This window comes from Micromonospora sp. NPDC049497 (assembly GCF_044465805.1).
Taxonomy (GTDB): Bacteria; Actinomycetota; Actinomycetes; order Mycobacteriales; family Micromonosporaceae; genus Micromonospora.
In genome coordinates, this window is sequence record NZ_JBITMC010000021.1 from 1 (window position 1) to 14,245 (window position 14,245).

12 protein-coding genes are annotated in these 14,245 nt (G+C 75.4%); 2 read left to right on the forward strand and 10 right to left on the reverse strand.

All coding sequences use genetic code 11. The features are described from left to right. Positions 1-244 precede the first annotated feature (244 nt). The 4 genes from ACIBR0_RS24115 to ACIBR0_RS24130 form a co-directional block, all read right to left on the reverse strand. Positions 245-457 (reverse strand): hypothetical protein, encoded by a 213-nt coding sequence (locus ACIBR0_RS24115; protein ID WP_396719264.1) that lies wholly within the window; start codon positions 455-457, stop codon positions 245-247. Positions 458-635: 178 nt separating this feature from the next. Then, positions 636-2,150, reverse strand: coding sequence for a pyridoxal phosphate-dependent decarboxylase family protein (locus ACIBR0_RS24120; RefSeq protein WP_396719266.1), 1,515 nt, complete (start codon positions 2,148-2,150; stop codon positions 636-638). After that, positions 2,147-3,568, reverse strand: a complete 1,422-nt coding sequence (locus ACIBR0_RS24125; RefSeq protein WP_396719268.1) for an MFS transporter — start codon at positions 3,566-3,568, stop codon at positions 2,147-2,149. The genes ACIBR0_RS24120 and ACIBR0_RS24125 overlap by 4 nt, the downstream gene beginning before the upstream one ends. 32 nt (positions 3,569-3,600) lie before the next feature. Further along, positions 3,601-3,915 (reverse strand): MGMT family protein, encoded by a 315-nt coding sequence (locus ACIBR0_RS24130; RefSeq protein ID WP_396719270.1) that lies wholly within the window; start codon positions 3,913-3,915, stop codon positions 3,601-3,603. Positions 3,916-3,928: 13 nt separating this feature from the next. On the opposite strand from ACIBR0_RS24130, the gene proB reads away from it, so the two are divergent. Beyond that, complete coding sequence (gene proB / locus ACIBR0_RS24135) at positions 3,929-5,086, forward strand: glutamate 5-kinase (RefSeq protein ID WP_396719272.1); 1,158 nt, start codon at positions 3,929-3,931, stop codon at positions 5,084-5,086. 67 nt (positions 5,087-5,153) lie between these two features. After that, positions 5,154-6,398, forward strand: coding sequence for a glutamate-5-semialdehyde dehydrogenase (locus ACIBR0_RS24140; protein ID WP_396719274.1), 1,245 nt, complete (start codon positions 5,154-5,156; stop codon positions 6,396-6,398). 13 nt (positions 6,399-6,411) lie between these two features. Here the strand turns inward: ACIBR0_RS24140 and ACIBR0_RS24145 are convergent, their stop codons facing one another. The 6 genes from ACIBR0_RS24145 to ACIBR0_RS24170 form a co-directional block, all read right to left on the reverse strand. Beyond that, a complete protein-coding gene (locus ACIBR0_RS24145) occupies positions 6,412-7,224 on the reverse strand; it encodes a prenyltransferase/squalene oxidase repeat-containing protein (protein WP_396719389.1) in 813 nt (270 codons plus the stop codon). Positions 7,225-7,407: 183 nt separating this feature from the next. Then, positions 7,408-8,589, reverse strand: coding sequence for an adenylyltransferase/sulfurtransferase MoeZ (gene moeZ / locus ACIBR0_RS24150; RefSeq protein WP_396719276.1), 1,182 nt, complete (start codon positions 8,587-8,589; stop codon positions 7,408-7,410). A 145-nt stretch (positions 8,590-8,734) separates the two neighbouring features. Beyond that, positions 8,735-9,559: a DUF3152 domain-containing protein gene (locus ACIBR0_RS24155; RefSeq protein ID WP_396719278.1), complete on the reverse strand. Its 825-nt coding sequence runs from the start codon at positions 9,557-9,559 to the stop codon at positions 8,735-8,737. 59 nt (positions 9,560-9,618) lie between these two features. Then, complete coding sequence (locus ACIBR0_RS24160; protein ID WP_396719280.1) at positions 9,619-10,623, reverse strand: DUF3152 domain-containing protein; 1,005 nt, start codon at positions 10,621-10,623, stop codon at positions 9,619-9,621. Positions 10,624-10,628: 5 nt separating this feature from the next. Then, on the reverse strand, positions 10,629-11,603 hold the full coding sequence (locus tag ACIBR0_RS24165; RefSeq protein ID WP_357040878.1) for an alpha/beta hydrolase: 975 nt from the start codon (positions 11,601-11,603) through the stop codon (positions 10,629-10,631). Positions 11,604-11,676: 73 nt separating this feature from the next. Further along, on the reverse strand, positions 11,677-13,686 hold the full coding sequence (locus ACIBR0_RS24170; protein ID WP_396719391.1) for a hypothetical protein: 2,010 nt from the start codon (positions 13,684-13,686) through the stop codon (positions 11,677-11,679). Between the last annotated feature and the right edge of the window lie 559 nt (positions 13,687-14,245).

Consider the following 14,245-nt stretch of genomic DNA (forward strand, 5'->3'; position numbering starts at 1 on the left):
TCGCCGGCCCCCCGATCCCCCAGCCACCCCCGGGGCGGGGGGGGGCCCCGGTGGCCCCGGCCCCCCCCCACCCCCCCCCCCCCGGCGGGGGGGCGGCCGGGCCCGGGTCGCGACCCGGGCCCGGCGGCCGACACGCTGGTGCCCGGCACGCCTGCAGCGCACCGGGCACCAGTTTCGACAGTGACGCCGCCGGTCCGCACCGGCAGCGCCGTTCACACCTCGGCTACCGAAGGGCCGGAACCGATCAGGCCTGGGGCGCGCCCGGGCCGGGACCGATCGGGCTCGGGGCGCCGGGGCCGGGGCCGATCGCCACCGCCACGCCCGGGCCGGGACCGATCGGGCTCGGGGCGCCGGGGCCGGGACCGATCGCCGAGACCGTCGCGGCCACGCCGCCGAGACCGAGGGCCAGCCCGACCAGGGCCAGCGCACCGGCCGCCATCGTCTTCCGAACGCTCATCTCTGCTCTCCCCGTGAGTAGGAATCGATGAGATGAGCCTAGGAAGACGGATAATTCGACAAAACCGCCGTTTAGTTACATAAATGTGCGTAAATGCCTCTTGCCCGCCCCGTGCGGCTCGTGCATTGTCTCGGAAATCCGTCCACGGCACTGCCCCGTCCCCGTACGGACGGTGCCGTCAGTGCGTGGACCAGGCGGGGCGCTGGAGCAGCCCGACGAACTCGACGAGCAGGCGCTCCCGCAGCGCCGGCGACACGTTGTCGAGCAGGGTGTTGACCACCGACATCCGCCCGACCGGCCCCTCGGCGCCCGCCGCCTCAGCATCGGCCGACGCCCCGCCGCCGAGGCCGAGGCCGGCGGCCAGCCCGGCGACCAGGTCCGGGGTGAGTGACTCGGGGGTCAGCGAAGCGGCGAGGGCGCGCAGTTCCTCCGGGAGCCGGACCGGTCCGGCCGCCCGGGTGGCGGCGACGGCCTCGGCCAGGTCCGGGCCGAACCGGGCCACCTGTGGCGCGACCGACGCGGTGACCGTGAGGTGCACGCTCGGCGGCAGGTCGGCGTAGGAGAGCTGCGCCTGGGTGTGCCAGCCCCGGGCGGCCAGCTCGTCGACGAGCACGAAGAGGTCCGGGCCGTCCCCGGTCGCGGTGAAGCAGACCACGGTCGACTCGGGCTCGGCCATCAGCCGCAGGCCGGGGGTCGCCCGCACGGCGTCGGCCAGCCCGGCCACCGCGTCCCGGGTCGCCGCCGCCAACCGCAGGTAGCCGTCCTCGCCGAGGTGGCGCAGGGTGGCGTACGCGGCGGCGATCGGCCCGCCGGAGCGGGTGGAGGCGATCACCGGGTTGACCATCGTGTACCCGGGCCAGTCCGCGTACGCGAAGTACTGCGGGGCTCGTCTCGCCGGGTCGCGGTGCAGCAGGACCGAGACGCCCTTCGGCGCGTACGCGTACTTGTGCAGGTCCACCGAGATCGAGGTGACCCCCGGTACGGCGAAGTCGAACGGCGGGACCGGCTCGCCCAGGCGGCGCAGCCAGGGCAGGGCCCAGCCGCCGAAGCAGGCGTCCACGTGGCAGCGCACCCCGGCGGCGGCGGCCGCCTCGGCGATCGGCGCGACGGGGTCGACCACGCCGTGCGCGTACGAGGGTGCGGAGCAGGCGACCAGCACGGTGTCCGGGCCGATCGCGGCGGCCACGTCGGCCGGGTCGGGGCGCAGCGTGTCCGCGGACACGGGCACGGTGTCCACCGCCACCCGCAGGTAGTGCCCCGCCTTGGCGAACGCCGCGTGGGCGCTGGCGGGCACCACGATGCGGGGCGCGGTGATCTCCGGGTGCGCGTCCCGGGCGGCCTTCACGGCCAGGATCAGCGATTCGGTGCCGCCGCTGGTGACACTGCCGACGACGTCCGGCGCGGCGGTGCCGGGACCGCCGCCGAGCAGCCGGGCGGCGGCGCCGACCAGCGCGTTCTCCATCGCCAGCAGGGACGGGAACGCCGTGGGGTCCAGCCCGTTGACGTGCGCGCTCGCCCCGTGCGCGGCGGCGGTGAGGTCGTCCAGCCCCGGCACCGCCGGGTCGTACACGTACGCGAACAGCCGCCCGCCGTGCGTCGGCCGGTCCCGCTCCCGCAGGGCCCGTACCTCCGCGAGCACCTCGTCGGCGGGCACCCCGTGCACGGGCAGCGCGCTCGTCTCGTCGTCGGTCATGAAGTGGTGGTGCCCCTTCCGTGCGGATGCGCGCCCGCCAGGCGGGCCGGGGTCAGGTCGTACGGGCGGAGCAGGAGGACCGCCGCGCCGACCAGGAGGGCGGGAAGGACGGTGAAGCCGAGGAGGATGCCGAGGCGGGCGGTCCCGGACTGGGTCGCCGCCTCGCCGGTGTCCGAGGAAACGTAGCCGGTCAGCTGGAGCATCAGCCCGAACAGACCCGGCCCGAGGGCGAGACCGAACGTCTCCCCCGCCGTCCACAGTCCGGTGAAGACGCCCGCCTGCCGCCGGCCCGTGCGCGCCGTGTCGTACGCGATGCAGTCCGGCAGCATGGCCAGGGCGAAGACCTGCTGGCCGGCGTACCCGACGCCGATCAGCGCCACCAGCAGGTAGACCGCGACGGCCGGCAGGATCGGAGCGGCGACCAGGGCCAACGCACCCACCGCGAAGATCAGCGACGCGGCGACCAGGCCGGCGAGCTTGCCGTACCGCCGGCCGACCCGGCTCCACAACGGCATCACCAGCAGGGCCGGCGCGACGAAGCAGACGAAGAGGACGGTCGGCCCGCCGTCCGGGTTCCGGAGGATCTGGGTCGCGAAGTAGTCGACTCCGGCGAGGATGGTCGCCACCCCGGCGGACTGCACCACGAAGCACAGCAGCAGTGCCCGGAACGGCCGGTTGCGACCCGCCACCCGCAGCTGGGCGCGCAGCGTCGGCTCACTCTCCCCCACCGTGCCGGTCGGTGCCGAGCGGGTGCCCAGGTAGGCGCCGACGGCACCGAGCACGATCAGCCCGGCCACGAACAACCCCATCCACCGGTGCCCCGGCACGCCACCGCCGCCCGCGTCGCGAACCAGCGGGGCCACCGCGCCGGAGACCAGGATCGCCAGCGCCAGCACCGCGATCCGCCAGGTCATCATCCGCGTACGTTCGGCGTAGTCGCCGGTCAGCTCCGCCGGCATCGCCACGTACGGGACCTGGAAGAACGCGAACGCGGTGGCCGTGGCGAGGAAGGCCAGCGCCACGTACGCGCCGGCGGCCGGACCGGTGCCGAACGGTGCGGCGAAGATGGCCGCGAAGAGCACGGCCAGGGCCAGGCCGGCGCCGAGCAGGTACGGCCGGCGGGCGCCCCGGCGCGAGCGGGTGCGGTCGGAGATCCGCCCGGCGACCGGGTTCACCAGCACGTCCCACGCCTTGGGCAGCAGTACCAGCAGGGCGGCCACGCCGGCGGCGACGCCGAGGGTGTCGGTCAGGTACGGCAGCAGCAACAGCCCCGGCACGGTGCCGAACGCGCCGGTGGCCAGCGATCCGAGCGCGTAGCCCGCGTGGACCCCGCGCGGCAGGCGGTCGGCAGCCGGGCCCACGGTCCTGGGCGGCGTGCCGACGGCGGGCGAGCCGGTTCCAGCCGGCGGCGCGTCCATGGGCCCGAATGTTACTCACGTTATGGCGCCGGTCACATCCCCTCTTCGGGGAGCCAGCTCGCCCTGCGCATGTCCACCCCGGGACCGCGCAGCGGGGTGCCCTCGGCGAGCAGCCGGGCGCGGGCCTCCCGCTCGTGCCCCGGCGGCAGCCGGCCGGACGAGGTCACCACCCGGTGCCAGGGCACCCCGCCCCCGTGCCGCGCCATGATCGAGCCGACCAGCCGGGCGGACGCCCGCCCGGACCGGTCGGCCAGCGCGTCGGCGACCGCCCCGTACGACATCACCCGGCCCGGCGGGATCCGCTCGACCAGCTCCAGCACCGCCTCGACGTACTCCTCAGGTCCCACGACGCGCCACGATATGGGAACGCGGCCGGGCGGCGCGGGACCGACCACGCAGAATGGGCAGGTGCGCGACATGGTCACGACGGCCCGGCGGGTCGTCGTCAAGATCGGATCCTCGTCGTTGACCACCGCCACCGGCGGTCTGGACGACGGGCGGGTCGACGCGCTCGTGGACACCCTCGGCGCGCTCGCCGCCGGCGGCCGGGAGGTCGTGCTGGTCTCGTCCGGCGCTATCGCGGCCGGCCTCGCCCCGCTCGGGCTCCCCCGGCGTCCGCGCGACCTGGCCACCCAGCAGGCCGCCGCCAGCGTCGGGCAGGGCCTGCTGATCGGCCGGTACGCGACCGCCTTCGCCCGGCACCGGCTCACCGTCGGGCAGGTCCTGCTCACCGTCGACGACGTGACCCGGCGGGCGCACTACCGCAACGCGTACCGGACGCTGCGCAAGCTGCTCGACCTGCGCGCGGTGCCGATCGTCAACGAGAACGACACGGTCGCCACCGAGGAGATCCGGTTCGGCGACAACGACCGGCTCGCCGCCCTGGTCGCCGCGCTCGTCGACGCCGACCTGCTGGTGCTGCTCTCCGACGTCGACGCCCTCTGGACCGGCGACCCGACGCGGCCCGGCGCCACCCGGATCACCGAGGTACGCGGCGAGGGCGACCTGGCCGGCATCGACATCGGCGGGGCCGGCCGCGCCGGCGTCGGCACCGGCGGCATGGTCACCAAGGTGGAGGCCGCCCGGATCGCCACCGGCTTCGGCATCCCGGTGGTGCTCACCGCCGCGCCGATGGCCGCCCCCGCCCTGGCCGGCGAGCCGGTCGGCACCCTCTTCCACCCCAGCCGGCAACGCCCGGCCGCCCGGCTCTTCTGGCTGGCCCACGCCACCTCGCCCCGCGGGCGGCTGCACCTCGACCCGGGCGCGGTCGCGGCCGTGGTCGGCCGGCGCAAGTCGCTGCTGCCGGCCGGCATCACCGCCGTCGACGGCGCGTTCACCGCCGGGGACCCGGTCGACCTGGTCGACGCCGAGGGCGCACCGGTCGCCCGGGGGCTGGTCAACTACGACGCGGTGGAGCTGCCCGGACTGCTGGGCCGCTCCACAGGTGAACTCGCCGCGGCGCTCGGCCCGGCGTACGAACGGGAGGTCGTCCACCGCGACGACCTGGTGTTGCTGTAAGCAAGGGCCCCTTCTTAACGCCTGGCGTTGTACAAGGGCCCCTTCCTAACACTTCGAGGAGTGCACGATGAGTGTCGTCGAGCAGGCGCGCCGGGCTCGGGTGGCGGCGGAGACGCTGGCGGTCGCCACGCGTACGGCCAAGGACGCCGCGCTGGTCGCGATGGCCGACGCGCTGGTGGCGCGTACGCCGGAGATCCTGGCCGCGAACGCGACGGACCTGGCGGCGGGTCGCGAGGCCGGACTGAGCGCGGCCGTCCTGGACCGGCTCGCCCTCGACGCGGGGCGCGTGGCGGGCATCGCCGACGCGCTGCGGCAGATGGCCGCGCTGCCCGACCCGGTGGGCGAGGTGGTCCGGGGCTCGACGCTGCCCAACGGGCTGGAACTGCGCCAGGTACGGGTGCCGTTCGGCGTGGTCGGCATCATCTACGAGGCCCGGCCGAACGTGACCGTGGACGCCGCCGGCATCTGCCTGAAGTCGGGCAACGCGGCGCTGCTGCGCGGCTCCTCGTCGGCGGCCCACTCCAACGCCGCGCTGGTCGCGGTGCTCCGCGACGCCGTCGCCGACGCGGGCCTGCCGGCCGACGCCGTGCAACTCCTCGACGCCACCTCCCGCGACTCGGTGAAGGAGCTGATGCGGGCCCGGGGCCTGGTGGACGTGCTGATCCCACGCGGCGGCGCGTCGCTGATCCGGACCGTGGTGGAGGAGTCCACCGTGCCGGTGATCGAGACTGGCGTGGGCAACTGCCACGTCTACGTCGACGCCGCCGCCGACGTGTCCAGGGCCGTCGCGATCACGCTGAACGCCAAGACCCAGCGGCTCTCCACCTGCAACACGGCGGAGTCGCTGCTGGTGCACGCCGCCGCCGCGGACGCCTTCCTGCCCCCGATGCTCGCCGCGTTCGCCGAGGCCGGGGTGACCGTGCACGGCTCTGAGGAGGTCGCCCGGTTCTCGGACGCGGTGGTGCCCGCGACGGACGAGGACTTCGCCACCGAGTACCTGTCGGCGGACATCGCGGTCACCGTCGTGGACTCGCTGGACGCGGCGGTCGCGCACATCCGCCGGTACGGCACCGGGCACACCGAGGCGATCGTCACCGACTCGCAGGCGGCGGCGCGGGAGTTCGTGGCCCGCGTGGATGCGGCGGCGGTGATGGTGAACGCGTCGACCCGGTTCACCGACGGCGGCGAGTTCGGTTTCGGCGCGGAGATCGGCATCTCCACGCAGAAGCTGCACGCCCGGGGCCCGATGGGGCTGCCGGAACTGACCAGCACGAAGTACGTGGTCACCGGCGACGGGCACCTGCGCGCCTGAGGTGCGGGAACGGTCAGCGGCAGCCGCGGATCGCGGCGAGGGTGGTGTGCACGTCGAACTGGTGCCCGTCGTCGCTCTCCCAGCCGCCGTCGCTGCGCTGCGTCTCGGTGAGCCGGCGGCGGGCCCGCACCACCACCCAGTCGTTCTCCTCGACCTCGACGCGGCGCAGGGTGGCGGCCAGCCAGGCCACGTCGCCCGGGGACATGTCCGCGACCCGCTCGGCCAGCGCGACCTGGATGCGGGCCGACTCCTGGAACATGTGCTGCCGGTGCAGGACCGCCGCGCTCAGCCAGCCGGCGGCGAGGAAGGACGGCCAACTGCCGTCCGGGTTGAGCCGGGCCACGAGGGACTGCGCGGCGGCGTGCACGACGCCCGCGTACACCCCACCCACCCGGTGGTCCAGCGGCCCGGCGGCCCGGGCGTCGAGGCCGGCGACGGTCAGCCAGAAGCCGGCGTTGGCGGTCAGGTAGAAGCCGGCCTCCGGATCGCCCGGCCGCGCCCACTCCGGCGCGGTCTCGGCCAGGGCGGCGTCCTCGTGCCAGCCGCCGTCGGGAAGCTGTCGGGAGGCCAGCCAGTCCAGTGCCCGCCGGGCCGCGGGCCGGCCGAGCGCACCCAGGTCGTCCAGCTCCGCCAGCCGGAAGCAGGTGGCGTCCACCGACGCCACCGGCCCGTCGAGGTACGCGGGCCAGCCGCCGTCCGGCGTCTGACCGCCCTCGGCCACGTCGAGCAGGTCCGGCGCCGGAGCCGTGCCGCTGCGCAGCCGGGAGAGCCGCGCACGGTCCACCGCGTCTCCGTGTGCCACGACGAACCCGATCGCGGCGTCCATGTCCACCACGGCGGACACGCTACCGGCGGAAATGCGATCCCGCTTCGCTGAATCGGGTACCGGACCGGCCGAGGCGTTAAGAAGGGGCCCCTCCTCTACGCCAGGCGTTAAGAAGGGGCCCTTGCGAACAAGCCGGCGGCGCCTGCTGCGCCGGAGCGCCCCCGGCTCATTCGTCCTTACAGCTCAGTACGCGGGGAGGGAGGGGTCGATCTGCTTGATCCAGGACAGCACGCCGCCCTGGACGTGGACCGCGTCCCGGAAGCCGGCGGTCTTCAGCGCGGCGAGCGCCTCGGCGGAGCGGACGCCCGACTTGCAGTGCAGCACGATCTGCTTGTCCTGCGGCAGCTTCGACAGCGCATCGCCGGAAATGAACTCGCCCTTGGGGATGAGGGTCGAGCCGGGGATGCGGACGATCTCGTACTCGGCCGGCTCCCGGACGTCGACCAGGAAGACGTCCTTGCCGGCGTCCTGCCACTCCTTCAGCTCCAGCGCGGTGATGGTCGCGTCGACCACCGCCTCCTGGGCCTCCACCGACACGGCGCCGCAGAAGTCCTCGTAGTCCTCCAGCAGGTCGGTGACCGTGGGGTTCTCGCCGCAGAGCACGCAGTTCGGGTCCTTGCGCACCTTGATCTTGCGGTAGGACATCTCCAGGGCGTCGTAGACCATCAGCCGGCCGACCAGCGGCTCACCGATGCCGGCGAGCAGCTTGATCGCCTCGTTGACCTGGATCGAGCCGATGGAGGCGCACAGCACGCCCAGGACGCCGCCCTCGGCGCAGGAGGGGACCATGCCGGGCGGCGGGGGCTCCGGGTAGAGGCAGCGGTAGCACGGGCCGTGCTCGGCCCAGAACACCGACGCCTGGCCGTCGAACCGGTAGATCGACCCCCAGACGTACGGCTTGCCGAGCAGCACCGCGGCGTCGTTGACCATGTACCGGGTGGCGAAGTTGTCGGTGCCGTCGACGATCAGGTCGTACCGGGAGAAGATGTCCCGGACGTTCTCCCGGTCCAGCGCGGTGTTGTGGATCTCCACGTTGACCAGCGGGTTGATCTCGCGGATCGAGGCGGCGGCGGACTCGGCCTTGGACCGGCCGACGTCGGAGACGCCGTGGATGATCTGGCGCTGGAGGTTGGACTCGTCGACGGTGTCGAAGTCGATGATGCCGAGGGTGCCCACCCCGGCGGCGGCGAGATACATCAGGGCCGGCGAGCCGAGGCCACCGGCACCGACGCAGAGCACCCGGGCGTTCTTCAGCCGCTTCTGCCCCTCGACCCCGACATCCGGGATGATCAGGTGGCGCGAGTAGCGGCGGATCTCGTCAACGGTCAGCTCGGCGGCGGGCTCGACGAGCGGGGGCAGCGACACGGTGGACTCCCCGGGATCGGCTGATGGCGAACCGAGCCATTGTCACTCGCCGGCCGCACCTGCGGCCATGAGGAGGGACACGTCGTCCGCACTCCGGGAGCGGGAATAACGGTGGCGCGCTCCGGGACCCCTCCGACACCCGCCCCTACACGCCGTCGACCGGCTCGCCCCCGTACCGGCTGCCGTCGACGAAGGGCCAGGCGTTCGCCTCGCAGCCGTCCAGGCCGTACGTCTGCTGCTGCATGACCGGCGCGGGCTCTCCCGGGCCGGGACAGGCCTCGTGCCCCTCGCCGAACTCGTGCCCGACCTCGTGGTTCACCACGTACTCCCGGTAGACCGCGAGCGGCGCGCCGTAGTCCGGTACCGCCTCCATCCACCGGGCCAGGTTGAGGACGACCTGCCCGGGGAGCCGGCAGGAGGTGTAGCCCTCGGTGCTCAACCCGCCCTCGGCGCACATCTGCTCGGAGGTGCCCGGCGTCGCGAGGTAGACGGTGAAGTCGGCGGCGTCGGCGTCGGACACGCGCTGCACCCGGAGCTCCCCGGTGGCGGTCCAGCCGCGCGGATCGGCCAGGACGGCGTCGACGGTGGCGGCGAAGGCGCCGGCATCCTGACCGGTGCCCGCCTCCACCGCGACCCGGTAGCGCCACAGCGGCCCGTCCACGCCGTGCACCGGGCTGTCCCCGGCCGCCGTGGTGAAGCCGCCCCCGCCGGTGTGCGGGTACCGGGCGGGCACGGCGGCTCCGGCGCCCCCCGTCCCGCGCCGCACCGTCCCGTCGTCACCCGCCCGGGCCAGGGTGACCCCGGCGGTCGCGGCCAGCGCGAGGGCCAGAACGAGTCCGACGGCACCGCGGCGACGGCGACGCACGCGGACCGCGCTCAGCCTCGGGACCAGCGGGGTACGGCCCGTCGGATCGGCGCGGGCGGGGCCGGCGGACGGATCAGGCGGGTCGTAAGGGGACGACGACGTCATGGACCCAGCCTGGCAGATCAATCGGGCATTCCCCGCTTACACCCGCAAAAGTGGGTGTTTCAGAGCGGTGGACCGGCGTAGCGGCGCCCATTCCGGTACGGCCACGGGTTGGCCACACATCCGTTGAGGAACAGCGTCTGCTGCATCATGACCGGCGCCGGTCGGCCCGCCCCCGGGCAGCGCTCGTGCCGGTTGCCCAACTGGTGGCCCACCTCGTGGTTCACCACGTACGTCCGGTAGACCGACAGTGGCACCTTCGCCTCGACGTAGTGCGGCACCGACCGCCGCCACCGGTCCAGGTTGACGATGACCTTGCCGGGAGCCCGGCACGACGTGTACGGCCGACCGCCGATCCGGATGTCGACACCCCCTGCCGCGCACATCCGAGCCGCCGTACGGGCCGTCGCGAGGTAGACCGTGAAGTCGGCGGTCGCACCGGGCCCGACCTGCCGCAACCGCACCCGGCCGCTGTCCACCCAGCTCCCGGGCCCGGTGAGCGCCACCGTGACGGCCGAGGCGAAATCGGCGACGTCCTCGTCCGCGCCCACCTCGACCGCCACCCGGTACGGACGCAACGCGCCCGCCTCGCCCAGCACCGGACCCACCCGGTCGTCGTAGGAGAACGTGCCCTCCCCCGCCGACGGCACCGGCCCCGGCATCAGCAGCACGGGAGGCGTCGACGCGGACGGCGCGGCCGTCAGCGAGGGGGCCACCGACGGCTCCACCGCCGGTGTCACCGGCTCCAGCGCCGGCGCCTCCGGCCCGGTCGCCAACACCTCGGCCCCGACCTGCGCGCCGCGCCGGTCGGTGATCACGGCCACCGCCGCACCGATCGCCAGGACCAGCACGGCCAGCTCGACGATGCGCCGTTTCCCTCGACCGGTACGCCGGTGACGCCCGTGCTCCGAACCGGCCGACCGGCGGTCCGCAGCTACACCGGTCGGCGGGGCGGTCCGTGGGGAGGGGACGGAGGCCCGCGCGGCGGCTCGTCCGGTGCCGTCACCCCGAACGTGCGATCGGTGGCCGAGGGTCGGGTCGTCGGTACGGCGGCGGTACGTGGGCATCGCGCTCAGCCTGCCATGTCAGGCCGCTTCGCGGGGTCCCCCGTTTCGGTGAGCAGGCCCAGCACGGCGCGGGCGACCAGGCGCGGCACCTCCAACTGGGCGACGTGGCCGACGCCGTCGAGCATCATCAGGCGGCTGTCCGGGATCACGCGGGCGGTCTGCGGCGCCACCCGGACGTCCACCAGCCGGTCGTGCCGCCCGCCCACCACCAGGGTCGGGGCCTGGATCGAGGCGGCCAGCCGCCACAGCGACCCCGACCCGGGCAGGTACGACCGCAGGAAACTGGAGACCAGACCCCGGAACGTGCGGACGTACGCGGCGGCGTAGTGCGCGGCCTCGTACCGCACCCGGATCTCCTCCAGCGCCTCCTGCCGGCGCTGCTCGCTGATCCGGCTGAGATCGGCGACGCACGCCTCCATCACCTGCTGCGCCATCAGCTCCGGCTCCAGCTGGGCCAGCCGCCAGGCGGCCAGCCGCTCGCCCCGGGGGATCGCCAGCAGCGGCAGCATCCGGCCCTGCAACGACCGCCGGAAGTCCAGGAACGGCAGGGCCGGCGAGACCAGCGTCAGCGTCCGGACGAGGTCCGGCCGAACCCCGGCCACGTGCACCGCGATCGCCCCGCCCAGCGAGTTGCCGAACAGGTGCACCGGTCCCCGGTCGGAGTACTCGATCCAGCGGATGACCCGCTCGGCGAAGGCGGGGATCGTGTAGCGGCGGCCCGGTTCGCTGCGGCCGAACCCCGGCAGGTCGATGGCCTGACCGTCCAACCGGTCCGCGAGGAGGCCGGCCAGGTCGGTCCAGTTCTGCGAGGAGCCACCGAGCCCGTGCACGTAGAGCGCCGGCTCCGCGCCGGCGGCCGTGGCCGGCGTGTCCCGCACGTACGTCACCGTGCCGTCGAGACGTACCGCCCGGCCCGGCCAGGGTGGTGGGACGGAGTGCTCCGGGAGGAGGTGCTCCGGCCAGAGGGTGGCGCGCTTCATCGTTCCAGTCTGCCCAAAGCGACGCGGCCCGGCAGCGCGGCACGGGGCGCCCGCCCCGTGACCGGCACCACCGTCAGGCCAGCAGCGCCTCCAGCCGACGGTTGACCGCCGCGAGGGTGGCCCGTACCACGGCCTGTCGGGGGTCGCCGGCGACCAACGCCGAGCCGGCGAGCTGCTCGACCCAGCCGTCGCACACCAGCAGCACGACCACCGTGGCCACCTCACAGTTGCCGAACGACACCACCGCGGCGTGCTCGACGAAACACCGGCCCCGGTCGGAGTCCGGTTCCGCGCCGCGCAGCAACTCGTCCACGGCCGCCGCGGCGGCGACCGCGCAGAGCCGCAGCACGTAGCCGTCGACCGCCGGCCCGGTGGAGTGACCGGCGGCGGTGCGCCCGCCGGCGATCAGGCGGATCTCCACGGTGGCGTCGAGCCCGAAGGTGCTGACCTGGACGTGGTCGATCACCACCCGGGGCCCCGGCGCGCCACCGGTGTCCAGCGGGCGGGAGGGCGCGGTCTCCGTCGTGGTCACCTGCCCACCGGAGTACGACGTACCGAGCGTCGCCGGGCTGCCGGGCGGCGTACCCGCAGGGGCGGCCGAAACCGAGCCCGGCTCCTCCACGCTGGCCCTGCCGCGGTGCGGGCCGGAAGCCTGCCGGCGACGACGCGGCGTGTCGGGGGCGGAGACCTCCCGCTGCTCGGCACGCGCCGGCAGGGTCTCCGGCCGGCCGCCGGGCGTCCGGCTCCCCGGCACCGGGGGCGCGGCGACCTCTCGGGGCGTCGACGACCGGGCCTCGGGGGCCTGCGAGCGGGCCTCGGGGGTCTGTGGGTCGGCGGAGCGTCGGCGCACCGGCGCGGTCGGCAGACCGGGCACGTTGCGGGGAGCCGCGGCCAACCCCATCCGCTCCTGGAGCAGGCGGGCGACCTGGCGGCTCACCTCGGCCGGGTCGGCACCGTCGGAGAGGTCCAACCGCAGGCTGTGCGCACCGGCGGGGGTACGGCGCAGTTCCGCGTCACGGACACCGGCCACGCCCCGCACGGCGGCGAGGATCGCGTCGACGTCGAAGCCCTCCGGGCGCTCGCGCAGCGGCGCCGGCTCGTCCTCGCGGCGCAGGTGCTTGGCGATCCGGGCGAGTTCCGGGGTTTCGGCGGGTGGCTCCACGGCTGGCGGCTCCGGCACTACGGGCACGTCCGGTTGGGCGGGGACGCGCTGCGGCAGGACCGCCGACGTACCGTCCGGCAGGTTGTCGCCGTCGACCGGCCCGGCCGGGGGCACCGGGTCCGGGGCAGATCGGCGGGCCGCGTAGGGGGGTGCGCTCGTCGGGGCGGGCGCGAAGGGGGTGTCACGGCTACCGGCCACGCTGGTGGCGGGGGCGGTCGCGGGGGCGGTGGGGGCCGGTGGGTCGGCCGGCGGCTCGGGGGCGGCGGGGGCGGGGACCCCGCTGACCGGACGGAGCCGAAAGGGTCGGGTGGCGCCGGCCGTCGTTTCGCCCTCGGTGGTGCCGGGACCGGACGGCGGCGCCTCAGGTGCGGACGGGGCCGGTGGCGCGCTCGCCGGCCGTCCGAGGGCCCACGCGGGCCGGTCGGTCGGGGACGGCCGCTCGACGGGCGCGGCGGCCGGCTCGTACGCCGGGCGGGGCGCGGGCTCGGACCGGGCAGGCTCGTACCGACGGGTCGGCTCGGCACGCAGTTCCTGGTAGGGACGGGCTGACTCGGTGCGTACCGGCTCGTACGGCCGGCCCGGTTCGGTCGCCCACGTGGGCTTCGGCTCCTCGCGGGCGTCGCGCCCGGCGGACTCCGGCTCCTCGCGGACGCCGCGCCCGGCGGACTCCGGCTCCTCGCGGACGCCGCGCGCGACGGGCTCGGGCTCGGCACGGACGCCGCGCCCGGCCGGCTCGTCACGGGTGCGGGCGGGCGGCTCGGGCTCCTCGCGGGCCCAGGGCGGCGCCCAGGCGTTGCCCCAGCTCGGCCGGTTCCAGTTGGGACCGGACCAGTCCGGCTCGGTCCCGCCGGGTCGCTCGTCGGCGGGCGGGAACGCCGGCCGGTCGGCACCGGACTCCCGGTTCGGCGTCCGACCGGGCACGGCCTCCGCGTCGTCCCGGGGCCGGCCCCGCTCGACGCTGACGCCGGACCAGTCGCGTGCCCGCTGAGCTCCGCCGGACCCGCTGGCCGGGTAGGCGCCAGCCGTCGGAAGGTCACCGGCCGTCGGCTCGGGACCGCCCGTCCGGTCGGCGGCCCTCGGCCGGTCGAGGTCGGTCGGGAAGGACCGGTCGGGGGCGAAACGGTCGGCGTAGGACCGGTCGGCAGCGCCCGTGCGGTCCGTGCTCGGGCGGTCGGCGGTGGGCAGCTCGACGGCGGGTGGGAAGGCGCGGGCCTCGGGCGCCGGCGGGTAGGGGGCGGCGGGCGGCGGGGCGTACGGATCGTTCCACCGCGCCTCGTCGCCGACGGGCGGCTCCGCCGGCGAGGACCGGTCGACCGTCGGCGCGTGGAACCCCGGCGGCACCTCGAACCCGCTGGCGGCGGTGCCGACCGGCGGAACCTGCACGGCGGGGGGCGCGGACGTCGGCAGGCCGGGCTCGGCCCAACGGGGCCGCAACGGCCGCTCGTCGGAGGTGTGCCGCGCCGGGCCGGACTCGGTGTCG

What these genes read in the sequence shown, in the direction of transcription:
- ACIBR0_RS24115 (WP_396719264.1), bottom strand. Translation starts at nt 457, where the DNA reads ATGAGCGTTCGGAAGACGATGGCGGCCGGTGCGCTGGCCCTGGTCGGG.
- ACIBR0_RS24120 (WP_396719266.1), bottom strand. Translation starts at nt 2,150, where the DNA reads ATGACCGACGACGAGACGAGCGCGCTGCCCGTGCACGGGGTGCCCGCC.
- ACIBR0_RS24125 (WP_396719268.1), bottom strand. Translation starts at nt 3,568, where the DNA reads ATGGACGCGCCGCCGGCTGGAACCGGCTCGCCCGCCGTCGGCACGCCG.
- proB (WP_396719272.1), top strand. Translation starts at nt 3,929, where the DNA reads ATGGGAACGCGGCCGGGCGGCGCGGGACCGACCACGCAGAATGGGCAG.
- ACIBR0_RS24140 (WP_396719274.1), top strand. Translation starts at nt 5,154, where the DNA reads ATGAGTGTCGTCGAGCAGGCGCGCCGGGCTCGGGTGGCGGCGGAGACG.
- ACIBR0_RS24145 (WP_396719389.1), bottom strand. Translation starts at nt 7,224, where the DNA reads ATGGACGCCGCGATCGGGTTCGTCGTGGCACACGGAGACGCGGTGGAC.
- ACIBR0_RS24155 (WP_396719278.1), bottom strand. Translation starts at nt 9,559, where the DNA reads ATGACGTCGTCGTCCCCTTACGACCCGCCTGATCCGTCCGCCGGCCCC.
- ACIBR0_RS24160 (WP_396719280.1), bottom strand. Translation starts at nt 10,623, where the DNA reads ATGCCCACGTACCGCCGCCGTACCGACGACCCGACCCTCGGCCACCGA.
- ACIBR0_RS24165 (WP_357040878.1), bottom strand. Translation starts at nt 11,603, where the DNA reads ATGAAGCGCGCCACCCTCTGGCCGGAGCACCTCCTCCCGGAGCACTCC.